Here is a 23,986-nt window from a genome sequence, read left to right on the forward strand (position 1 = left end):
TTTCAACATAATGTTTTATTGTCTCACTTGATACATTTCCAGCAGTAGAAACAAAATAAGAACGCGTCCATAGGCTCGGCAAGTGTTGAAGATGAGGAAACTCTTCTCTCAAACGTTTTGATGTCACTCCTTTAATTTTTGCCATTGTATCAGCAGGACTAAGTGTTGGTGGTGTATTTAAGAACAAGTGAACGTGGTCTTTGTCGCATTCCATTGCAACAATAGAAACATCCAATTCTCCGCATATTTTTTGAACCAACTCTTTGAAACGTTCTTCTACTTTTGTATTAAGAAAAATCTTTCTTCTGTATCGTGGGCAAAACACAAAATGATAGTTAATTAATGACACGGTTGTTTTGGTTCTTCTATAATCATTCATCATGTTTGCATTGTATCAGTTGGAATATAAAACTGCAACACGAAAGAGAAAAAAATAAAAGATACCAACATTTTGGATACTTAGAGTGCCACAAACCTTGCGGTTTTTAGTAGCACTCCTTATCCAACCTCCCTTTCATCCCCTGCCTAAACGCGAGGGGCTTTCTCGTTCGGGAAGGGCTGTAATCCATTATCCTGCTCTTTAGAAGTTGTTCCTGCATTTTTCTGTTTTGGCTTTTGTTCTGGTTTCTGCTCTGGCTTCTGTTCTGGTTTCTGTTCTGGCTTCTGTTCTGGTTTCTGTTCTGGTTTCTGTTCTGGCTTCTGTTCTGGTTTCTGTTCTGGCTTCTGTTCTGGTTTCTGTTCTGGCTTCTGTTCTGGTTTTTCTTTCTCAAGAACTACCACATTCACTGTTTCAGTTGAGCTGTTTCCTGCCTTATCAGTTGCCGTTACTTGAACTGATATTGTACCTGGCTTACTTGTATCATACGCTCCCACTGTTACTACTGGATTTGAATCTTTATTATCTTTTACACTCACTAAACTTCCTGGACTCAATTTATCCCCTACATGTACGGTTACACCTTGTTTTGGTGTTATCACTGGTGCTTCCGTATCCTTCTCTTCTTCCTTTTCCACTACTTTTACTGTTACCGTTGCAGTTGAGCTGTTACCCGCCTTATCAGTTGCCGTTACTTGAACTGATATTGTACCTGGTTTACTTGTATCATACACTCCAACTGTTACTACTGGATTTGGATCTTTATTATCTTTTACTTCTACTAAATCACCTGCATTTAAGCTATCTCCTACATGTACGGTTACACCTTGTTTTACTGTAATTACTGGTGCTTCTGTATCTTTCTCCTCTTCTTTCTCGACTACGGTGACAGTTACCGTTGCAGTTGAGCTGTTACCCACATTATCAGTTGCTGTTACTTGAACTGATATTATACCCGGCTTACTTGTATCATACGCTCCCACTGTTACTACTGGGTTTGGATCTTTATTATCTTTTACTTCTACTAAATCACCTGCATTTAAGCTATCTCCTACATGTACAGTTACACCTTCTTTTACTGTAATTACTGGTGCTTCTGTATCTTTCTCCTCTTCTTTCTCGACTACGGTGACAGTTACTGTTGTACTTGAGCTATTTCCTGATGCATCTGTCGCCGTTACTGTTACTTGAATTTCTCCTGCCTTGCTTGTATCATATGCACCTACTGTCACTACTGGATTTGGGTCTTTATTATCTTTTACCTCTACTAAATCACCTGCATTTAAGCTATCTCCTACATGTACGGTTACACCTTGCTTCGCTGTAATTACTGGCGCTTCTGTATCTCTTTCTTCTTCTTTTTCGACTACGTTGACAGTTACTGTTGTACTTGAGCTATTTCCTGATGCATCTGTTGCCGTTACTGTTACTTGAATTTCCCCTGCCTTACTTGTATCGTACGCTCCTACTGTTACTACTGGGTTTGGATCTTTATTATCTTTTACTTCTACTAAATCACTTGCATTTAAACTATCTCCTACATGTACAGTTACACCTTGCTTTGCTGTAATTACTGGTGACACTGTATCCTTTTCTGGTTTTGTTGTACCACCATCATTACCATCTCCGCCTGTCGGTGGTTTTGTACCGCCTCCACCATCGTTACCATCTCCGCCTGTTGGTGGTTTTGTACCGCCTCCACCATCGTTACCATCTCCGCCTGTTGGTGGTTTTGTACCGCCTCCACCATCGTTACCATCTCCGCCTGTCGGTGGTTTTGTACCGCCTCCACCATCATTACCATCTCCGCCTGTTGGTGGTTTTGTACCGCCTCCATTATTACCTTCACCACCAGTTGGCGGTTTCACTTCCCCGCCACTTGTATCACCAGAAGTTGGTGGTTTTTTATCAATATTAATTGGAGGTATTGAGTTATCTGCAATAGCAACTCCATCATTAATGTTTAAATCGCCACCAAATACAAAGTTCTTACTATCCTTATTATCCGAGACAGAAGGATTGTTTGTTGCCGATGCTATTGAAGTATTTAAATCTGAAAAACGATTATTTGATTTATCACCGTCAATAACTGATGCTAGATTTCTATCTGAATTTATAGCTGCGGTCGCAATTGAATCAGATAAATCATCATATTTCTTTTTGGTTTTGTTATTTTCAATAATTCCGGCTAAATTTTGATCTGAGCTACGCTTTGCATTATCAATGATTTCATCAAAATCGTTAGTATTTAAATTTTCAGTCGTTTCATTCTTACTTTCATCTTTTTTCTCATCTTTCTTCTTTTCTTTTTCAGTATCTTTTTTCTTTTTAGACACTGATGCTGTTTTAGTGCTCTTTTTTTCCGAAGAAAATAACGAGCAGCCTGAAACTACCCCCACACTTAGGGTAGTAGCAGTAGTTGCAAGTAAAACTCTCTTGAAAATTTCCGAATAATCTAAAGGCACAATCAATTCCTCCCCATTACTTAACCTGCACTTATAGTTGCTACAGATGTAGCAGAACTATTAGGTGTATAATTATTAATTTTTTCGAGTAAATCCTTATTTCCAACCTTTTGAGCAAATTTTTTAGCTTCCTCAGATTTATTTAATTTCAAATAACTATTAACTATAATTCCTTCTCTTCTGCCATCTAGTGGCACTTGATCTCTTAAATTGATAACTTCTTCATGTTTGTTATCTAATGCAGCAATTTCAAAATTAATTAGTGGATTTTTTGTTTTTAATTCTTTTACTTTTTTCAAATTATCTACAGCTATATAATATGAAACTACTGATTCTGCAAAATCTTGTTCTAAGTCAATTGCTTTTTGTGCTTTACCGCTTAATAGATACGTAAATAAAACTGCCTTTTTATCTTCTTTTCCTAACTTTTTATAATCGACTTTATCAAATTCCAAGGCAGCATCTTGATATTTTTGAACTGCAGATAATCTCAACCCACTTATTAAATTCGCATTAACTTCTAAACTATTTACATTATTTGCAGATGCAGCCTGTGAATTTTTCATATTGCTAAAGGCAAAACCTGCTACTACTAATAAAACAATTGATGCGACTCCTATAATAGCGTACTTATATTTTTTCATATTATTTAAGATTCCTTTTTTATCGATTGCGACTTTCTCTTCTTGTTCAAATTTAGTTTCATTTGGTAGATTTCTTTCATTATTTAATTTAATTTCATCACTATCGGGCTCCCTTTTCACCACAGCTATTTTTTGTCTCTTTTGTGCTTCTTTTATTTTCTTTTCTTCCTCTAATCTTCTTTTTCTTACTTCTTCAAGTTTTTTCTCTTCTTCCTTCCGTCGAGCTTCTGCTTCTTTTCTTGCTTCTTCTTCCGCCCTTCTACGCGCTTCCGCTTCTGCTCGTTTTCTTGCTTCTTCTTCTGCCTTTCTACGTGCTTCCACTTCTGCTCGTTTTCTTGCTTCTTCTTCTGCCTTTCTACGTGCTTCCACTTCTGCTCGTTTTCTTGCTTCTTCTTCTGCCTTTCTACGTGCTTCCACTTCTTCACGTTCCCTTGCTTCTTCCTCTGCTTTTCTACGCGCTTCCACTTCTTCACGTTCCCTTGCTTCTTCTTCTGCCTTTCTACGTGCTTCCACTTCTGCTCGTTTTCTTGCTTCTTCTTCTGCCTTTCTACGTGCTTCCACTTCTTCACGTTCCCTTGCTTCTTCCTCTGCCTTTCTACGTGCTTCCACTTCTTCACGTTTTCTTGCTTCTTCTTCTGCCTTTCTACGTGCTTCCACTTCTTCACGTTTTCTTGCTTCTTCTTCTGCCTTTCTACGTGCTTCTACTTCTTCACGTTCCCTTGCTTCTTCTATTTTTAAATCATTTTCAGAAGTGCCTGCTTGTTTTTGAATTGTAGTGATCCAAGCAAGAGCTGGGTTACTATTTGAAGATTCATTTTTAGGTAAATTTACATTTACACTTTCTTCACGTTGGTTCCGCGGCTGTTCTGAATGCACTTGTTGTATTTGCTCACTTATTGGATCTTTGTAGACATCCTCATATTGTTCTTCTTCCTCTGCTAGTAATCGCTCACGTCGTTCTTTTTCTTGTCTAATTCTTTCTTTAATTACGTTTCTTTTTCTATTATTTTGCATAAAACAACAACAGCCTCCTTTCTATCAGTACCTCATTAATGAGAGTAATTAAATTATTCATCCTTCATAATTAATCATTAGATATTTCCACAAAAAAACTAAGGAAAATTAGTGATAATATTATTTTTTAAGCATGATAAATTAAAAAAGGATAAATGGTCTGCACCCATTTATCCTTCTTTTTACTTTACATCTATTGAATTCATAGTACATGTTCTCCTCTTAATGCATCACTTTTTTCCAAATTTTAGATAAAAAAAGATACTACACACTTACTGCATTGAATATTCAGGGATATATGAGTTTATATTTTCACACCATATTAAGTTCATCCATAACTTTCAACTTTTCATGTAGTAGATTAAAAATTTCATCTTTATAGTCACATTTCTTCAATTTTTTAATTGCTTCTTCCTTTATTTGTGACACTCTTTCAGTTGTTATCATAAGTGCTTTTGCAATTTCTTTATGCAAATACACTTTACCATCTAAGAGACCAAAACATAGATTTAGTACCATCTTTTGTTTTGGGTTTAATACTTCATCAAATATTAACCATATCTCGTAATTTAAGTCTTCAATTACCATCTCATTTATTGAAGGAATTGTTGATTTATCATCATGGGATGAATTTGATATACCTATATCTTCATTTATTGTATCTATATCCAAAGTCATAGTAGTAGCTCGCTTATAATATACGTTGTGCCTAATGACTATTTCGCTAGTTACATCTAACTCTTTTACAACTTCCTCCACCGAAGGGGGTCTGTTGTACATTTGTAAATATTTATCTTCTAATCCGACATATTTTAAATTAAATTGATTCACATAGTTAGGTATTTTAAAAGGTCCCGACCTTTTTTTACATATAATTCCTAACATCCTTTTTTGTATCCACCAAAAAGCGTATGTGGAAAAGCAATAGCCTAAAGCTGGATTAAAATCTTCCATTGCCCTTAACATTCCCTCATTTCCTTCTTGAACCAGATCATCAAACTCTATATCAGGGTGCTTGTTTTTGTACTTTCTTGCAATAGATAATACTAACCCTACATTCACATGAAACAAATAATCACGTAGATCCTTTTCACCATGTTTGTACCGCTGAAATAAATTTAAACTTTCTTGCTTTGAAAGTACCTGATAATTTCCTATTTCCTTAATTTCAAAAGTGTTACCTTCTGGATAAGCCATTGGCTTAATACTTCTTGCATTAGAACCTTGTGTTATAGTTTTATTTAATGACTCATCACGATTCAAGCTGCTATATGATTGATTCATACTTATTCCTCCCTTCTCATTTTTAACGAATTGTTTCTAAAAACATCTTTGTCTCCTTTTGTAACTTACTAATCAACTTACAATTCCTTGCGCATGTATTGGCCACTTCTTTATGTGCTTTCGTTTTTCTCAATTCTATATAAGTATCGCATCCTTTGCAGATGCTACTAATACCTTCCATTATTTCTAATTGTCTTCTTCTTTCATATAAAAACTGCTCTTTCGTTTTCTTCTCGTTTACTCGTCTCCCCATTTTTTCACCTCGTATACATGAATAGTATTATTTAGTAATTAAAAACTACTATTGATATTACATAGATACGAAACTCCGCCCTAAATCTCTTCCAAATTTCTCCTGTATGTATATGATATAGGATTATAACAAAATGTAAAATAAATTATTCTAAAAATTTAAAAAAATACCGAGATATTAAAATATCCATCATTCCCTTATGATTAAACTTATTATATTTATATAAATCTTGATGACTATCAAGAACACGTCTAAAATAATAGATGTATTGTATTCTTCCATACAAAACATCCGTTTAGAAAGAGTAAAAATTGAACTACCCCCACTTTCACTTCGTTTAGAAGTGAGGGATTCCTAAGTAAAGAGTTCTATCGAACTCTAATTGATTAGGCTAACCCCGCAGTCCTTGCGGTTAGAAGCCTTATCGCTTCATTCTTTAGATTGATACTTGCGTTAATATCTCTATCATGGTATGTACGACAAGAGGGACAGTCCCATTCACGTAGGTTTAGATTTTTAACGTCTTTATTTTGATATCCACAACAAGAACATAATTGGCTGGAAGCAAATGTTTTTGAAACGACAATGACTTGTTTGCCATACCATTTTGCTTTATATTCCAACATGGTTCGAAACTGTGACCAAGATACTTCACTAATTGCTTTTGCTAACTTATGATTTTTTAACATATTCGATACTTGCAAATCCTCTATACCGATAACATCGTGGTTTTTGATGATTTCAGTCGAGATTTTGTCCAAGTAATCTTTTCTAGCATTCGTCATGTATTCATGAATTCTAGCCACTTTTACTCGCTGTTTATTCCAGCGGGAAGATCCTTTTATTCTTCTCGAAAGAACACGCTGTGCTTTCGCCAACTTCTCTTCTAATGACCGAAAAAACTTCGGGTTTTCATAGGTTGTTCCATCTGACAAAATAGCGAAATCTTTTAGTCCCACATCCATTCCGATGTAAGATTGTGTTTTCGGAAGTTCTTGCACTTCTGTTTCAACTAACAATGACACAAAGTATCTGCCAGAAGGGTTCCGTCTAACTGTCGCATTTAAAATACGTCCCGTTATTTCACGACTTTTGGCAAATCGAACAAGACCTAGTTTTGGCAATTTTATTTTGTTTCCTACAACGGCAATGTTTTCATTTGTTTGTTTTGTGGTATAAGATTGTACGTTATTTTTCTTAGATTTGAAGCACGGGGCACTATTTTGTTTTTTGAAAAAACGTGTATACGCATCCGCAAGGTTGTGAACAGAAGACTGAATCGCAATACTATCCACTTCTTTTAGCCAAACAAACTCTTTCTTCATAGCAGGAAGTTTGGCAGAGCATGTACCATATGTTAAACCTTTCCCCGTTTCTTTGTATGCGTGATCCCATAAGGATAGGAAATGATTAAATACAAAGCGAGAACAACCAATCGTTTTGTTGATTAGAATTGTTTGTGCTTGATTTGGATAGATACGAAACTTATAGGCTTTATTAATCATTATTTGATTCACCTCCATTTCGGTATATGACTATTATATACCAAACGTATATTCGATAGATGGTGGAGTAACACTTTCTGTATGTCGAACAATTAAGATGGCTTCCTGCCATCCCTTGCTCGAAGCCAATTCATCTTCCACCTACTCACTGGGCTGTGCCCCTTCACGCTCCTTGAGTAAGGAGTCTTCTTGGCTAAAATGATAAATTTACTTTTAAATCTTCCAAATTTATATTCTTTCGAATCTCATATGTAATTTTTGTATAATTAACATAGAAATTTCGATTTTAAAAAATTCACTCATTCTAGTTATACTATAGAAAAGTAATTAATCATTTATATCCTCCTATTAATATGTTTTTTAACTTATTTCAATTAAAATAGCCTTTATCTCACTTTCTCTATTGCTGGAATATAATCGTTTAACAGTAAATCATCTAGTCCCTTTCCAAGAGTAATATCCCAACTTGCATAATTAATACTTATCCCTTCTTGATACAACGTTTGGGCACATTCTAATAACGACCGCTGAACATCTGAATTTGTAATCATATCCATATCTAAAGCGAACGTCGCCTGTCTAACTCCCATTTTTTTCAATGGTTCAATTAATATTCTCCATACTTTAACCCCTGGTATTGATACAACTGTGGTACCATACAATACTTTTTCCTCATTTGTTAGAAGCTCGTCTAAATTTTCTGCAGCAATATCAGACTTTAGAGCGCCTTCTGAAATCCATACATTATCCTTTTTTATTAATTCTCCACGTTCCCAATTTTTCAGCTCCCGACTAGGTACTGCTACATGTATTGGCAATGGGTTCCCTGCTCCTGTGCCATGAAATCTCCCACCTGAGCTAACCCAAAAATATTTACTTTCTAACTTTAATTGTACTTCACCTAATTTTTCACCCTCATAATTAATTTCATACCATTCTTTAAAATCGACTTTACCTTTAAATACAGACTCTATCTTCCCATTGATTTTATAGGTCACTTCTATAGTATTGGGTTGCTCAATAACTTCTGCCTTAAAGCTTGGTTTATGATTTTTTACAACTGTCTTATATTCAGGATTATCAATTCTACATTGAAAACCGCATATCTGATTATATATATTTCTCTGCGGTATTAATAAAGAATCTCTCCTTCCTGCAAACGTGAAATATCTTCCATCCTTTGTTTCTTTTGCATAAAATCCTGGAATTCCAACAATATAGCTTGTTTTCCCTCCTACTTTTTTTATTAGCTCTTTCGTAGTATCCCAAGGTTTAATAGGAAAACTTTTGTAATTTCTAACATTTATCACCTCTCTTGTAATCCTACGTTTTGATCCCATTAACATTTTAATATGTTCATCCCGCACGTCTAAAAATTCTAAAAATAAAGTGTAAATAACATCAAGGTTGTAATCACTTTTCTTTCTATGTTCCTTAATCATCTGATCTTGAGAAAAGTCATATCCCCTTTTTTGATTTTCAGCTATTATATGTAAATAGCCTGCTTCCCCGAATACTGTTTCTGATGAAATTCGTCCACATATTATTTTAGTTTCAGAATCATTAACCATGCACCATCCTTGCTTACCACATATAGGGCACGTTGTTCTATAATATTCAAACCATCTCTCATTACTCCCCTTATTCATGCTTCTCACTGGCCTTAATATTCTACTTGCTGCTAACTTTTCAATTGACATCACATATCTCCTTTTCCCTTGATCAAATAAAAAAGCCCTTTGGAATACGGAGGTTAAATACCACACAAACGTGTAATTTAATCCGTAACCCGAAGGGCTTTATGTAATCACTAGAAAATAAAAAAATTAACAAGTTATAATAAGAATATACTAAAAATTCTTTATTTAATCAAATAATCTTATAATATTATTAAACTCCACACTATAATTATACATGGGCATCTCACTGCTTAACCCCTTTTGGACCTTTTGAAGCGAGAACTTCTTCGAAATTAGATACTATTTTAGCAATCTATATTTACTAAGCTATAAGGGTCCCCCTTATTAACCGTCCACTAATGTTTTTCTGCTAACTTTTTTTGGTACAGTATACTCTCTACTAACCAATTAATCGCGCTATTAAGCGCATTCTTGTTGACCATAATATATTTCTTGTAAACAATCATCATAACATTATATTTTGTCCAAAATTAATTAATCCTACTCAAAAACACTTTAGAATAAGGACTATAAAACAGTCATATAATTATCAATCTCATGTTGATACCAACAAAAAATCAACACATCTCACCCGCATTTGACATTGACATATCAACTGAGATTAACATGTCAAAAGAAGCGCGCAAACTTTATCACTAGTATCCACTGGTTAACATCAACATAACATTAACAAGCAGCTACTTATCAAAAACGTTTGTACCTATCTAAACTTCAAGATCTATATTAGTTGAACATTAGTCCATTCCAACAGATTGTACGGAAATAAGTAAATTAATAAACTACCTTTGAAAATGTTTCAATGCTAGTAAGACATAAAAAAGAAACACCATGAAACTATTAATCTCATGTTGATACCGATGAAAAGATAACTGGTTTTCAATCTCTCATTTGTTATTAACATGTTAGCTGAGATTAACATATTAAGTGATTGTTTTCTTTTGTTATCAATATCATTTTGGATAAGGTTGATATAACATTAACAATAAGGTTTCAAAAAAGAAGAATCGTTTATAGCTTTCAAGATTTCAAAATCTATATCGGTTGATTTTTTCTCCTGCGGCAATTTTCTCGAAGTGAATCTAGCGACAATCTATCTTAGAAAATGTCTCGACACCATTAAAACATAGTTAAAAATTTAATCAGGATAATAAATGATGACAGCATTTTACCCTTTATTTATCATTGACATATAGTCTAAAAACAACACATAGAAAGTAATACTATCTATATTGTTAATCTCATATCAACAATTTGTATTTAACATTAATATGACATTAACAATTAAGTAGTTAAAATACGCATAAATACAAATCTTGGGTCTTCGAAATCTGTATTAGTTATAAATTTATCTACCACAACAGATATCTATCGAAAAACCAAAAACACTTTAAAAGAACTATAATTGTGGTTAGAAGCTAACAAGAAATCCATACAATTGATGGTTTCTTATTAGTGACATCAAAAAATTAACAGTTTTCTTTTCATTTATCATTGATATATAACCTGAGATTGACATATTAAGTACTCATTTTCTTTTGTTATTGATATTATTCTAATTGATATCGATATGACATTGACAATAAGGAACCAAAAAGTAAAAGTGTTTATAGATTTCGAGATTTCAAAATCTATATTGGTGAAAATTTTCTTCTGTGGAGGTTTGCTCGAAGCAAATCTAGTGATGATCTATCCTAAAAGATGTTTTCACACTATCAAAACATAGTTAAAATTTAATCGCAATAATAAATGACGACAGTAATTCAGTGCTTTTTAGCCTTTGTTTATCATTGATATATAGTCTAAAAGCGATACGTAGAGAGAAATGCTGCCTATATTGTTAATGTCATATCAACAATTTGCATTAAACACCGATATAATATTAACAATTATGTAGTTGTAATACGCATAGATGCAGATCTTGGGTCTTCGAAATCTGCATTAGTTAAAAATTTATCTACCACAACAGGTTTCTATTGAAAAATCAAAAAAAGAAAACATCCTAAAAGAACTATAACTGTAGCTAAAAACTATCAAGAACTCCATACAATTTTTAGTTTCTTATTAGTAACACAATAAAATTAAAGGCTTTTTCTTTATTTGTAATTGATATGTAACCTGAGATTGACATGTTAATAGGGCTAGTTATCCATTAAAAGTAGTGTCACATCAACTATCACCCATACGTATTGACATGACATTAACAATCATTGATTCTAAAGTTGAAAATATACATACAAATAGAGTTTTAGATTCTACATCTATTAAAAGGCTTTTTTCTATAGAAAAATTCACTGGATAAATCGGAGAAGATATCATTCTTGAAAGTATTTTGATAGTAACCAAAAACAATAAATCAATTTTGATTATATAGAGATCACTTGTAAGGGGTGATACCCCCTAGAAAAAGTGAGTTTATACTAAACCGCATAAAAAGTACTTAAATAACCTATAATAGCCTTCACGTGCATTCTAAAGACTTACTGAAACCAATTAACTATACCGTTCTTGGTTTTCTACTACCGAGTATCATAAATTACAATAAATATAGGCCTTTATTTACTATTAGTATGGGCTTTTCGCTTTAGATTTATACATACTTTTTAGTTTTTAAGTCTTTAAGTTTAATGCTATATCCTTATAATTTATTTACAAATCACTAATATTTTCTTATCATTAATATATTGTAGACTAATTTGTTAATTTCATAGCAACAATAATCATTAATAACTAACGGATTATTAACTGGACATTAGCAATAGTTAATTCCAAACCCTTATTTATCAACTTCATGTTAACAAGTGGTACTTTATATATCAATGACATATTTCATGTGAATGTCAATCGATAAAGGTATTGAGGTTTATATCGTCGAAAGACACTTAACATGTCAATCTCACTTTATATGTTAATTCCATTTTGCTATGGCCATTATATTTCAAGGAGGTACAACGATGATTGAACAAGATAACAAAAATACAACTGAACATATGGAGTCCAATAATACAAACTCTAGTCATGAAGATACTTTTGAAAAAGCTTGGCGAATAACAGAGTTTTCAAAACTAGTAGGCCGACATCATAACACTGTATACAATTGGTTCAATATCCTAGAGGAAAAGGGATTACACGGAACATTAAGAACCAATAATACAAATGAAAAGCTATATAACACACTGGATTTAGACATAGCGTTATTTATCAAGCTAAAAAGGGATGAAAAGTGGTCGCTAGATGCAATTATTGAGCTTTTACCACATCAATTTGAACTAAGACCAGTTTCTCCAGAAAATCAAACCAGTGAAGTCTCAACCCAATTAAACATGCAGGAAGCTGCAGCGACTATTGAAAAAATAGTAGAGCAAAAGATTCAAATGCATTTACAAAACATTGAATTAGAGTATCAAGGAAAGTTTGAAGATGCTATACGTGCAGTGCTCCCTGAACCAGAAGACCCTGAAATGTTAAAAGAGCGCCAAAGACAAGAAAGACTAGATAATATAATAATTCAACATAGAGCGCGTACAGAATTAAGAAAACAAGGTGAAAGAGAGTGGAGTTCACAACCAGAAGAAACTCGTATTAAAAAAGTTGGTTGGTTTAAAAAAGAGGAAGATCTTGCGCGAAAACAACTTTTCATAGAAAACTATATTGATGAGAACATGATTGAATACATGAAAAATGTAATGAAAACAGAAAAATAAGCCTGGAAAATTCCAGGCTTATTTTTTATTTTGTTCCGAACATCTTATCGGGATCCATAAATGCCGCTAATTCTTCATCATTTTGCGTTTGTGGTTCTTCATCTTTAACTGGTTCTAATTCAAAGTAATCACCAAAGTTAATATTGAGGTCATCGTCCGAGTCTTGCGCTTCAATAGTATTAATTTGTGACTTTGTATATTGAATTTGACTCTGTTTTTCCTTAAATTCGTTATATTCTTCAACTAATCCTTTAGATAAACGTGATGGTAGTGCATCTGTCTTATAGAAAGTATACACGCTGCCCATAAAGTCATTTTTACTCACTAAATAACCATTAAAAACAGTTCCATTGATTGGTAGTTTATTTGTTACTTCTACTTTTGCATCATCCATAAATGAATCATCAATGTTCTTCTGTTCATCTAAAATTGCTAACATCCCAAAATGATGTACCTTTGATGCCTCTAAATCTCCATTTTCATTTGTCTTCATCAGGTCAATAGGGTGATGGAATGAGCTTCCTTTCAATGATTCTGAGAACATATCTACAATTTCTTTACTATTTTCAATTTGGTTCATATTACGTGAAACCTTATTAATTACTAAACAGCCTGTCTTTTCTAGTAAAATTCGTTTAAAGTCCTGAGAATCTAGAATTACTGATGTTCCTGAACCATTAGCAGCTGTATTTAACTCATGAATAATATCTCCAATGCGTTGGTTTGCATAGTCTCGTGAGTTTCCAATGCCTTTTTTCTCATTTTCGTTTAATCCCTTAAACTCATCATAGAAGTGTTGATTATCCGCAAATACAACAAATGCTACGCCTTTAGCCGGATCATTTGCTAACTTCCAAATTTCTTGTGAGAACTTATTTACTTGTCGCAGTACATCAGGTCCATCTGCTCTAACTGGAAGTGTAACCACAATACCCATTTTAATAAAATCTTTACGTTCAATTGCATTATTGAAAGCAATTCTTGCATACTTTTGTTGATTTTTGATTAATTCTTCTCTAGGAATTTTCATTGCCATACTTTTAAGTTCTTCAGCAATTACAGGTTTATTATGAAAAGCAGAGAATTCTTCAATTGCTTGAATAATTGTAGATGTACCTGTACCACCACCTAAACCTGCAAAAAATAGCACTAACTCATCAGTTGGTCTAACACGTTCCGTTATAAATTCTTTTAGTTTTTCCTTAGCTTCTTCATTAGATTCTAACACCTTTACAGCACGCTCAGGATTCTTACCCAAACCACCTAATTTTAGTGAAACTTGGTTGCTTTTTGGCACGTTTTTCAGTTCTGCTAAATCCCCATCATTACTATTCAATGCTAGGCAATTATAAACTGCTGTACCGTCTGTATGCTTATACTCAGCAAACTTATCTACCATTCTAGTTCCAGCTTGACCAAAACCAACCATAGTCATTTTCACAGCTACTTCGTTTTTCAGAAAGTTTTTTGCCATTATTTTATCTCTCCCTTATTCTCATTACTTTTTTTACGTTTTCCTAATTCAACTAATACTTGTTGTCCCCTAATAGTTGAAATTAAAAACTTATACGGATGCATAATTTTTTCTGTTATTAATGACATTGAAGCTAAAGTAGCAACACTACCTTCTGCCGATCTTCTTGAAATGTTAGTTCTTTCAAGTTCTAATGAATAGGATTTACCCTTAGGTTTCTTTACTCTCCTATCAATAACAACACTTTCTACTATTTCATTTATTGAGATTCCTCTCATATACTTTGTCTCTTGGTATTGTTTGTTTACTTGAGATCCTATGTAATGAAATACATTGTAGAGTATTTCGTCTTCTTCAATAATATCTGCAAACATTTCCACAACTTCTTCAGTGAATTTGTTTTGTTTATATTTTTCACTTAATACCTCGTTCAAGTTGTCCCCCCCTTAAAACGTTGGTTAATTATTCCTAAAAACATATTACATCATTGTAAGACGTATATCAAGTCATTATATATAAGTCTTATATTAAGTTGTTATATACAAGACTTATATAATATTTACAAATGTAAAATCGAAACAATGTCCTATATATCAACGTCAAATATATAAGACGTACATGAAAGTCGTTCATATAAGCAGTAAATAAAACATGTTAATATCAGGTTTCATATAACTAACAATAACTATTAAAAAATAAATATGAGTGCAGTATTTATGTATATTTTTATCTAGAATTATAATTCCAATATATAACGCTCCTAAAATAATGTACTGCTATCATGATCATTTGATTTATACATCTTATATATACAAACTATATATAAGACGTATAAACAAATACTTATTATTAAAGGTTTTATATGCTTTTATATCAATTTCATATCAATAGAATATTACCATGAATTATTACACGTCCTATTTAAAGGTCTTATATGAAAGACTTATAAATAAAACGTGTATATAACCCTATAAAAAAAGAGTAATACTTCTTAAGTATTACTCTTTTAACTATATAGTTTTATATAAAACACTTAGTTTATTAAACAGATTTTTATGATCCTGCTTCTTTTTTAATAACTCATTTTTCTGTTGGTTGTCTACAGAAAGGAAAGGGGATGTCAATGTCATGTTATATTTCGTTATTTCTTTTATTAATTCCGTAGTTATTTCTGAGATTTGCAGAAATAACACATAAAATTGTGATTCATTTTCATTCATTTGTTTTTCTCTGAAATTAAGTTCTACAAACTTGTCAGTATAACTTGTCAATTTCATATCAATATAATCACTATAACTCACATGTAAAGCCATAAAGCGATTAAACTCAGATAAACTAATTAATTTCTTTGTTAAACATAGATGTACTAAATAAATCTTGTATACAGCTTTAAATGAAATAACATATTTAGTTCCTTTTTTTATTAACTGGATGTATTCACCGTATCTGTTAATTAAATACCTTAATTTATTAGGTTTCAGTCTCAATATTCTACTAACTTGTGAAGTATTGTAGATTTTATAAGGATCTAGAGCAGCAAACTGTAATGGAATTATCTCATATTCGTTATTTAATGTGTTAGTTACCTTGTTATAAAGAACGTCTGTTTCAAATTCACTTTGTATAATTGCTTTTATTAGCCCATATTCTGTGTTCAAATTCCGCATTTTTTCACCCCTTAAATCAGATTTTAACATGCAAAATATGAAATATACACAATTTTCATTTACTTTATTATGTTTATTTACTTATTTCTTTTATGATGTAATTTTTCCTTCTGACAAACGGATACCTCTACAGAATTAAATACAATTCTGTTTAATACTTAATTTCATCTATGCAAAAATATATTCACTGTACATTTTAACTATTTTTGATACTCTACACATATATGACGAGATACATATGACGAACCCTTTTTTTCATCATTAGTGTTCGTCATATGTTCTTTTATCTATGTCGAAGTACAAATGACGAACACTAATAGGAATTTTCCACTTGATATCATTGAATTTAATTACCCAAACCTGCCGAAGTAATATTTGTTTTTAAACCGAGAGTCCATAGGGGATAACGGGTTACTTTTTTGCAAATTTCAGTTAAAATATACACTAATCATTTTTATGTACTGAACTGCTTAATTTATCCAACATTAATTACTTTCACTTCATGACAATTGCACCCGATTTCATGCAAGTTTCCGTATATTATTTCCATATCAAGGGAGTGTTTAAAATTGAAAAAATCATTTGATCATGCCGTTAAATATATCGTCGGAGAGAATGATCGTGGAGTTTATTTTAATCGTTCTGACATTTTTACAGTCTTATTTTTATATGAACAACGAACAGTATCTCAAATTCAATTACGTAAATTTTATGAATTGATAAGTGGGGAACCTATAAGCCGAACTACATTTTCATCAAAGCTAACCAAGTGGGATAAAATGAAATTAATAAAAAAAGAAAACATCAGTGTGAGAAAAAAGCGTGGATTTACATTGGATTTTGTTTCTATCTCTGCAAAAGGGGTTGAAATATTATACCGATTGAAATTAATTTCTAATTGTAGTACCTCATTTGTTACCAAAAGGCAGTATGAACACAATATAGCTATTACACAATTTGTATTAAATTTACTTGAAGCAGAATCCCAAAATGAACATACTGGTGCAATTGTAGGTGGTAAGGGAGATTATCTTTTTCCATTAAACTCAATTGTGAAGCAAAACTTACATTTACCTAACCTAATGTATTCCGATTCAAATGATGTTTACTTCTTATACGAAGATGAAGAGTATCGCGAAATGTTTCAGCCAGAACTTCAACCCGTTTCCTTCCAACCAGATTTACCTCAACTCGTTTATTCATTTCGTCCATCTAAAGAGTTTTACCTAGATTCAAAGGGAAACCCATTAATCATTCCTGATTGGGTTCTTACATGTAACGATTCTATTATCAATATTGAAGTTGATACAGGAACAGAAAACATTCCATTTCTAGAAAACAAACTAAAAAAATATCTTGATATCGCTGCTTCCAATCCGTCTAAACAGTTTTACGTATTATTTTCAGTAATCGATGATTCCTATCACACAATTTCTACTTACAAAAAAAGAACTACACGTGTAACAAATTTAAAAAAGGCTTTCAGCAATATACCACGTTTAAGTGTAGTGAATAACCTAAATGTTTACGTAAGCAATATGGGTGGATCTGCACTTGTAATAAATAATATTCTTCATGAAATTCGCGAAATTAATAGTTTAAACAAAAGTCATTTGCTCAACAAAATCGCTGAACGTTTAAACATAAATTCTTCTTTCCCTTATTCGGTAAAGTGGATTTCTAATAAAAATGAAATTCAAGCGAAAGGGATTCAGCATTTTAAACTACTTGAGCTAACAGATGACATTTTGGTATTACGAAAAAAAGCACCTGATGAAGAAAAAAAATCTTTAGATTACTTAGAAATATTATGTATATTAACAATACTTAAGGTAGGGGAGGTTAACACACACTTTAAATTACAGCAATTATCAGGATTGTTGGCCATGCAAAATCAACACCGAACACTAAACCCAATTAAGATTTTGGGGATATATGAAGCGGATGAATTAGAGCATGGGCAGCAAGCCATTTTTACTGATTTGTATCACAATTCCATAGCACCAGAGAATATATTATTGGCTACTTCTGCTGAATTGCTTAATTTCACCGCTGCTTTTTATTCGTTAAAAGAGAGGGTGAAACAAGAATTTGGAGAATGCAGTTCAAAAGAATGCTGAACTCAATAATGCACCAGGTAATGGGGAGGATCCAAAATCCGGAAAGAGCAAGAAAAGTTCCTATACAGTTACAATCGACATTACAAAAAGCTGGAAATATCGTTTAGCAGCCCGCTCATCTTACTATGTTGTAACATTACTACTTCTGCTAGCTTGGTATTTTGCTTTTAGAGGAATATATAAATACGCTTCTTTCTGGTCAATACAAATGGGCGCTCCATTGCCTACTTTAAGTATCTTCGGTAATCCGTTTGAAACTAATTATTACATTGAAACCTTTTTTAGCTTTTGGATTTTAATTTATACTTGGCAACTATCAACCAAGGTTAAGACCTATCAGGAGATAAAGCGTAGATGGTTTATTTTCTCGATGATGTTAATTGGTATAGTTGCCCAGTACTTATGGGCGTTTAGTGTTCCATTAGCTAAAATATTTATTCCATTCTTAAATTCGAAAGCTGGAGAAGTTTCACTAAATGACAAAGGATTAGAGGATACTATACTTTCAAATTTTAGTAATATCATGCACCTTGTATTTGCAATACCTGTAATTATTATTATTCTCGTACTCTTATGGCTCTTTAAGATTTTTTATGAACATAAAAAAGAGCTTTTAGATGCATTCGGAAAATGGGAATACGTATTTAAAATACCTGGTTGGATGCTTTCCTTTTTGAATGATAATCGTCAACGAAAACTTGCTACTTCATTACACAGATTTTTCACTGAAAAAAATCCATCAAAATTGCCAGAACCCGATATCTTTCTTGGTCCTAACAGTGCTACACGGGAAATGGCAGTTATACAGGGCAAGTCTTTAACGCTTAATATAATGATCATCGGTAACATTGGTACAGGTAAATCAGCTGCACTAGGTTTGCCAATTGCCAATCAAATTCTTGACTATATGGCTTCCATGATTAATAACTTTAAAACCTTATATGCAAGAAAAGATTATCATTCAGAGGATGTAAAAGGAACGCAGGTTAATGGTCTTACAGTTATCGAGCCATCTAATGACTTCTGCGAAAAAGTATATAAATTGGTATTAGCACACAAAATTCCCGCAAGTGTTATTTTCTATTTAGACCCAACAAATCCTGATACCCCTTCAATAAATTTTGTACGTGGTCCAGTTGATAAAGTTGCTGAGATGTTATGTTCAGTATTAACGGGTCTCTCTGATAATGGAGCAGGAAATCCGTTCTTCGTTCAGTCTGAGCGTTCCCATCTTAAACAACATATTTATTTGTTAAAACTCCATGATTCTAAATTTGAAGCCAGATTTGAGCATTTAATTGATATGTATAATGATGCTAATCTCGTTTTTGAGATGCATCTCAAATTAAAAGAACGACTTCCAAATGATATTGAATCTATTCCAGATAGAGATGAACGAAACCATTGGCGCATAATGAAACAGGTAGATGAATGGTTTGATTTAAATTATGTTCCTGAAATTTCTGGTGGTCGTGGGGGAGGGGAAGTTGTTTATCATACTGAAGGGAAATACTATGGTCAACCAAAGATAATTGATAAACAAGAAACCTTTGTTCGCGGTTTACGAAACACATTAAATGATATTTCTGCTCAACCTCTGCTCCGACGTGTTTTATGTGGTCCATCGGATTTTGATTTTGAGAAGCATTTGGAATTTGGAGGTATTCTGTTAGTAAATACAGCGAAAGGAGAACTTTCTGATTTATCTGATGCATTCGGTAAGTTGTGTTTATATGCCGTACAGAACGCTGTTTTCCGTCGTAAGCCTAACGTATCTCCTTATCATCCGGTTTTAGTCGATGAGTTTGCGGATTACATTTATAAAGCATTTAAAAGTTTTCCTGCTCAATCACGTAAATATAAAACACCTTTAATTGTTATTGCACAAACCATTAGTCAATTAGCAATTGAACATGGACCAAGATTCATGGATATTCTGTTAGGTACATTTCGTAATAAACTTGTTTATGGTGATGTTACAAATGAAGACGCTAAATTATTTAGTAAGCTAATGGGTACGAAAACAATTTATGAGGCACGTGAAGGTGATCAAGAAATTGATATGGTAACAGCAGAAACAAAAACACAAAGTACTCGTAGAACATCCTACTCTTATTCGAAAACAGAGGTACCCATTCTTTCTGAAAATGACATTTTAATTCAAAAAGCATTCCAGTGTGCTGCTAAAATTGTAAAAGATAATGCTCCTCAAGGAGGAATACAAGTAAATGCTAACTTCGTTCCTGCCGCTGAGTTTAAAACAGCTAAGATTCAAGTTGATGCAGAAGCAGCTGCTTATTGGCTAAAAATTCGTGAAGAGTCATTGAATGCGGAAATTAAATATGATGATTATGTCACAGATACAGATGTTGATAGTGAAGAAACTATAATTGAGGATTTGAGTACGCCTAAAACAGCGCCTACTGCAATAGAAGGTTGGTTACAAACTTTAAATCCTGATACTTACGATTTTTATAATAATGACGATGATACTGACAGTGAAGGTGAGTTAACAAATAATCAGTCTGTGCAAGATTACTCAAGAAATTCTGCTCCTAAGCTAGAAAAGGAGGACGCTACAGCATCAATTGCTACTTCTACTACAACAGAACCCGCAAAAATTAATGAAGTAATCGATGTTCAAAAAGAAAATGTACCAGATACAAGTAAACATAGAGAACCTATTGAACTTAACAACAAAGCACCAGTTATTACTGAAACTCCAATAGAAGTGCCAAGGGCGAAGCATACACCACAATATAGAGAGCCTGCTTACACATCGACTGTAACCCATAATCAGCAGGAACAGGAAATTCAGCGAACTGCAGAAATCAATGGTAAAAATACAACATCTAACTTAACAATGCAATGGTTACAACAAATGGCTGCTACTGTTCCTCAAGATGATGAAAACACATTACCTTTAGATGAAATGGAAGGTGGCTCTCGTCTTCACAATCGTAAAGTAGCAGAAGTAACTCCAGAAAGTGCGGCAATTAAGGATAAACTCAGTCAATATATCGACGGTGACATTGATCGTGATTGATACACTAAGCATATAACGAATATTTCTACTGGTAAAAAGGTGTGGGTCGTAAACTCATACCTATTTTTTTCATATATAACTTTCCCCAAGGAGATCATTTCTTTATGCTAAAATTTAATTGAGTTTGTGTAGAAGGAGAAAATAGATTAAATATTAAGGGTTGGAGGAATGACATTGGAAATAGCTAAATTAAATTTGCCCATTGATAGTATGCACTTTTTACTTAATCATCAAATTAAAGGAAACGAATTCGAATGTCTCAATGTAGAATTTTACACCTATTCAAATGGTTTTCTTTTAGATGTAGTGGATTGGACAAAACAAAATGATTTTTCTTTATCGATATTGGATAAAGAATATACAGAAGCGTTTTTAGCAAGTTTAGAGAAGTTTAAACGATACCTCGTTATTGGGAGCAATATGGACTCAGGTAATCTACTTACTATCTACCAACCCACAGGAGAAATATATGAGCTAGAACATGAGATTACGGAAAAAGTAGAAAGATATTTTGTTAATTCTTCTATAGAGAAAATGTATTGCTGCTTCAATTACTTTAAAAAATGTTGGATTCAACTATTAGAGCAAGAACACTACAAAAGTCATGATCTAATAAACACTTTTTATGAATTAAAGAACAAATTAGTGGAGTTTGATACTAACATATTAATAAATAATGATGACTACAATAGACAATTTTGGAATTGTTTATATCACGGCAATCTAAACTTTCTTTTGGAAAAGTCAAAGGGAATATAGATTATCTCTAATTGAGATACTTACATGAAATAACGTTATTTCAAAGTGTAAAACGACTTTTTAAGAAACAAAAGCAGATTATTAAATGGCTCCTTACTGGTTAAAATTTCACTAGAAAAATAAAATAACAACAGTAAGGAGTGGTTTCTTAATCCCTCATTGCACCTGCTTCTCGGGAAGTCATTGCTCCTTGTCCTTCTCTTACATCATTTTGAATTTCTTGTTTCACTTTTTGAGCATCAGTTTCTGCAAAATTTGGTTTCATAATAGAACTAGACTTTTCTATAGCTTTTTTATTATGTTGCATACAAACCCTCCTGACTTTAACGTTTAACAATCTTATTATGTGCAAATGTACACATGATATCCACCGAGCAATCGAACGCGTTTATGGATTAATACAGGCAGATATGGGGCAGGCAAAGCTATTTAAAAGCGACGGCTATTTTACCTAAAAAGCTGATATTAGAAATTCAGAAGTATGTTCAAGAAGAAACAATATATATTCCTAAATCTAAAGCCTCTCATCAGAGACAGGGTACACGTTCCGGAACAAGAAAGCTAATCGATGAAATAAAATGCTTCTATTAAACGGTAGAACGATTAATCAAATAGCTGATGAATATCACCTCTCCATTGAAACAATCAAAAAATTATCTACTCTAAATGAATAAAAAGGAAGTACTGGTGAAATGATGCTCATTACTTTTTCTTATGGTGAATTTGTTTCTTAGTTATTTCCTGCATTTTATATCATTCACCAATCATGTAATGTTAAGGGAGATGACAAAAGAAAGGAAGAATGTACAAATGAGTATAGTAAAAAACGGAACATTGCAAGTACTTGGAGCGAGCATCTATTATGAGGTGCGTGGCTCGGGTCCAATTCTTCTTTTGATCCATGGTGGGGGTGGTGATGCCGACAAGTTCCATAATATCGCCGACCATCTTGCTAAATGGTATACCGTTGTTACTTACGATCGTCGTGGTCATTCCCGTAGTAATCTCGTCAATAGAACTGAGGATTATCATGTGCACACACATAGCGAAGACGCTCATCGGCTGCTAGCCAATCTGACCAATGAACCGGCTTATGTATTCGGAAGTAGTTCTGGTGCTGTCATCGGACTTGATCTGTGCATATGCCATCCTGAGCAGGTACAGTTACTAATCCCACACGAACCGATTTTATTACAACTTTTACCTGAAAATGAGTTGAAGCAGGCTATAAATTTCATGGAAGATCTTAAGAGAAATCATAAAAGTGAAGTCATGAAGTTATTGTCAAATATTGATGAAAGTAATTCCGGACCATCAAAGGATATGCTAACAGAGCGACTACTTGTTAATTCGACTTATTTCACTGAGTATGAAATCCCTGGAATTCTCAGCTATACTTTAAACATCGATGCATTAAAGACCCCATTAAAACCTGTATCGATACAGGTACTTCCATCCGGCGGAAGTAATTCAAGAGAATCTTTTCCTTACCATTGCGCGGTCAACTTAGCAGAACACCTCGAAACAGAATTCGCAGAGTTTCCCGGAAACCATGTGGGCTATAACACAGTGCATCATAAAGAGTTTGCTGAGAGGTTGCACGATGTTATTGAGAATTAATCGGGAAACTATCAATGAGCAGTGTATAAACACAATAGCGCGAATAGATATTCATGGAGCTACAAGACAATTCGTAATTTAGGATTTTGTCTATATGTCTAAATTTATTTCAAAGCATCAGCAGAATATGGGGTCCCGCCACACGCCCATCAAGCTAACATTTTGAAGTGCCCCCAAAACGAAAATTTCATCTTTTCATAGGTGTCCATGAGGATTTAATTCATTTTTTTCGTTTTGGGGAACATTTAATTTCTTAAGTTGATGGCAATGTGGTGCTACCCCACATCCATCAACTTAAGGTATATTTTTATACAAAATGCGGTCTTTCCATATAGTTTTTTATTATCTTTTATAGATT

The 23,986-nt window shown here is 33.1% G+C and carries 16 protein-coding genes and 1 pseudogene; 6 read left to right on the forward strand and 11 right to left on the reverse strand.

The features are described from left to right. The 7 genes from tnpA to ACQVV1_RS28795 form a co-directional block, all read right to left on the reverse strand. Window positions 1-382 (reverse strand): IS200/IS605 family transposase (gene tnpA, locus ACQVV1_RS28765; protein WP_431169874.1); only part of this gene is annotated, 382 nt, incomplete at its 3' end. Between the two features lie 143 nt (window positions 383-525). Then, complete coding sequence (locus ACQVV1_RS28770; RefSeq protein WP_431169875.1) at window positions 526-2,841, reverse strand: adhesin; 2,316 nt, start codon at window positions 2,839-2,841, stop codon at window positions 526-528. A 20-nt stretch (window positions 2,842-2,861) separates the two neighbouring features. Then, complete coding sequence (locus tag ACQVV1_RS28775) at window positions 2,862-4,499, reverse strand: hypothetical protein (RefSeq protein WP_431169876.1); 1,638 nt, start codon at window positions 4,497-4,499, stop codon at window positions 2,862-2,864. A 312-nt stretch (window positions 4,500-4,811) separates the two neighbouring features. Next, a complete protein-coding gene (locus tag ACQVV1_RS28780) occupies window positions 4,812-5,783 on the reverse strand; it encodes a sigma-70 family RNA polymerase sigma factor (protein WP_431169877.1) in 972 nt (323 codons plus the stop codon). A 22-nt stretch (window positions 5,784-5,805) separates the two neighbouring features. Continuing rightward, on the reverse strand, window positions 5,806-6,036 hold the full coding sequence (locus tag ACQVV1_RS28785) for a hypothetical protein (RefSeq protein ID WP_000533687.1): 231 nt from the start codon (window positions 6,034-6,036) through the stop codon (window positions 5,806-5,808). Between the two features lie 386 nt (window positions 6,037-6,422). Continuing rightward, on the reverse strand, window positions 6,423-7,544 hold the full coding sequence (gene tnpB, locus ACQVV1_RS28790; RefSeq protein WP_431169882.1) for an IS200/IS605 family element RNA-guided endonuclease TnpB: 1,122 nt from the start codon (window positions 7,542-7,544) through the stop codon (window positions 6,423-6,425). Window positions 7,545-7,927: 383 nt separating this feature from the next. Beyond that, a complete protein-coding gene (locus ACQVV1_RS28795; RefSeq protein ID WP_431169878.1) occupies window positions 7,928-9,241 on the reverse strand; it encodes a DNA primase in 1,314 nt (437 codons plus the stop codon). A gap of 2,951 nt (window positions 9,242-12,192) precedes the next feature. On the opposite strand from ACQVV1_RS28795, the gene ACQVV1_RS28800 reads away from it, so the two are divergent. Continuing rightward, on the forward strand, window positions 12,193-12,942 hold the full coding sequence (locus tag ACQVV1_RS28800) for a MerR family transcriptional regulator (protein WP_336376817.1): 750 nt from the start codon (window positions 12,193-12,195) through the stop codon (window positions 12,940-12,942). Window positions 12,943-12,967: 25 nt separating this feature from the next. On the opposite strand, the gene ACQVV1_RS28805 is transcribed toward ACQVV1_RS28800, so the two are convergent. The 3 genes from ACQVV1_RS28805 to ACQVV1_RS28815 form a co-directional block, all read right to left on the reverse strand. After that, the gene (locus tag ACQVV1_RS28805; protein ID WP_431169879.1) at window positions 12,968-14,416 is read right to left on the reverse strand and encodes an FtsZ/tubulin family protein; all 1,449 of its coding nucleotides are present in this window, start codon (window positions 14,414-14,416) and stop codon (window positions 12,968-12,970) included. Continuing rightward, window positions 14,416-14,850, reverse strand: coding sequence for a hypothetical protein (locus ACQVV1_RS28810; protein WP_001006720.1), 435 nt, complete (start codon window positions 14,848-14,850; stop codon window positions 14,416-14,418). Before ACQVV1_RS28810 ends, ACQVV1_RS28805 begins: the two co-directional genes overlap by 1 nt. 576 nt (window positions 14,851-15,426) lie before the next feature. Next, window positions 15,427-16,113 (reverse strand): hypothetical protein, encoded by a 687-nt coding sequence (locus ACQVV1_RS28815; RefSeq protein ID WP_431169880.1) that lies wholly within the window; start codon window positions 16,111-16,113, stop codon window positions 15,427-15,429. A 539-nt stretch (window positions 16,114-16,652) separates the two neighbouring features. Here ACQVV1_RS28815 and ACQVV1_RS28820 point away from each other — a divergent pair. From ACQVV1_RS28820 to ACQVV1_RS28830, 3 genes are all read left to right on the forward strand, one after another. After that, window positions 16,653-18,203 carry a replication-relaxation family protein gene (locus ACQVV1_RS28820; protein ID WP_336376819.1) on the forward strand — a complete coding sequence of 517 codons (1,551 nt, stop codon included), beginning with the start codon at window positions 16,653-16,655 and terminating at the stop codon, window positions 18,201-18,203. Beyond that, window positions 18,175-21,249 (forward strand): type IV secretory system conjugative DNA transfer family protein, encoded by a 3,075-nt coding sequence (locus ACQVV1_RS28825; protein WP_431169881.1) that lies wholly within the window; start codon window positions 18,175-18,177, stop codon window positions 21,247-21,249. The genes ACQVV1_RS28820 and ACQVV1_RS28825 overlap by 29 nt, the downstream gene beginning before the upstream one ends. A gap of 168 nt (window positions 21,250-21,417) precedes the next feature. Beyond that, on the forward strand, window positions 21,418-22,008 hold the full coding sequence (locus tag ACQVV1_RS28830; protein ID WP_309260367.1) for a hypothetical protein: 591 nt from the start codon (window positions 21,418-21,420) through the stop codon (window positions 22,006-22,008). 148 nt (window positions 22,009-22,156) lie between these two features. On the opposite strand, the gene ACQVV1_RS28835 is transcribed toward ACQVV1_RS28830, so the two are convergent. Continuing rightward, a complete protein-coding gene (locus tag ACQVV1_RS28835; RefSeq protein WP_180250212.1) occupies window positions 22,157-22,315 on the reverse strand; it encodes a hypothetical protein in 159 nt (52 codons plus the stop codon). A 101-nt stretch (window positions 22,316-22,416) separates the two neighbouring features. Here ACQVV1_RS28835 and ACQVV1_RS28840 point away from each other — a divergent pair. Together ACQVV1_RS28840 and ACQVV1_RS28845 are read left to right on the forward strand one after the other, a co-directional pair. Then, window positions 22,417-22,682 (forward strand): annotated as a pseudogene (locus ACQVV1_RS28840) (CD3324 family protein). 136 nt (window positions 22,683-22,818) lie between these two features. After that, window positions 22,819-23,628, forward strand: coding sequence for an alpha/beta fold hydrolase (locus ACQVV1_RS28845; RefSeq protein ID WP_242253852.1), 810 nt, complete (start codon window positions 22,819-22,821; stop codon window positions 23,626-23,628). The last annotated feature ends 358 nt before the right edge of the window (window positions 23,629-23,986 follow it).

This window comes from Bacillus basilensis, assembly GCF_050630465.1.
Classification (GTDB): Bacteria; Bacillota; Bacilli; order Bacillales; family Bacillaceae_G; genus Bacillus_A; species Bacillus_A basilensis.

Bases quoted from the DNA above. Each gene is read 5' to 3' on its own strand.
- ACQVV1_RS28805 (WP_431169879.1), bottom strand. From the start codon at position 14,416: ATGGCAAAAAACTTTCTGAAAAACGAAGTAGCTGTGAAAATGACTATG.
- ACQVV1_RS28795 (WP_431169878.1), bottom strand. From the start codon at position 9,241: ATGTCAATTGAAAAGTTAGCAGCAAGTAGAATATTAAGGCCAGTGAGA.
- ACQVV1_RS28785 (WP_000533687.1), bottom strand. From the start codon at position 6,036: ATGGGGAGACGAGTAAACGAGAAGAAAACGAAAGAGCAGTTTTTATAT.
- ACQVV1_RS28835 (WP_180250212.1), bottom strand. From the start codon at position 22,315: ATGCAACATAATAAAAAAGCTATAGAAAAGTCTAGTTCTATTATGAAA.
- ACQVV1_RS28830 (WP_309260367.1), top strand. From the start codon at position 21,418: ATGACATTGGAAATAGCTAAATTAAATTTGCCCATTGATAGTATGCAC.
- ACQVV1_RS28780 (WP_431169877.1), bottom strand. From the start codon at position 5,783: ATGAATCAATCATATAGCAGCTTGAATCGTGATGAGTCATTAAATAAA.
- ACQVV1_RS28845 (WP_242253852.1), top strand. From the start codon at position 22,819: ATGAGTATAGTAAAAAACGGAACATTGCAAGTACTTGGAGCGAGCATC.
- ACQVV1_RS28800 (WP_336376817.1), top strand. From the start codon at position 12,193: ATGATTGAACAAGATAACAAAAATACAACTGAACATATGGAGTCCAAT.
- ACQVV1_RS28775 (WP_431169876.1), bottom strand. From the start codon at position 4,499: ATGCAAAATAATAGAAAAAGAAACGTAATTAAAGAAAGAATTAGACAA.
- ACQVV1_RS28815 (WP_431169880.1), bottom strand. From the start codon at position 16,113: ATGTTAAAATCTGATTTAAGGGGTGAAAAAATGCGGAATTTGAACACA.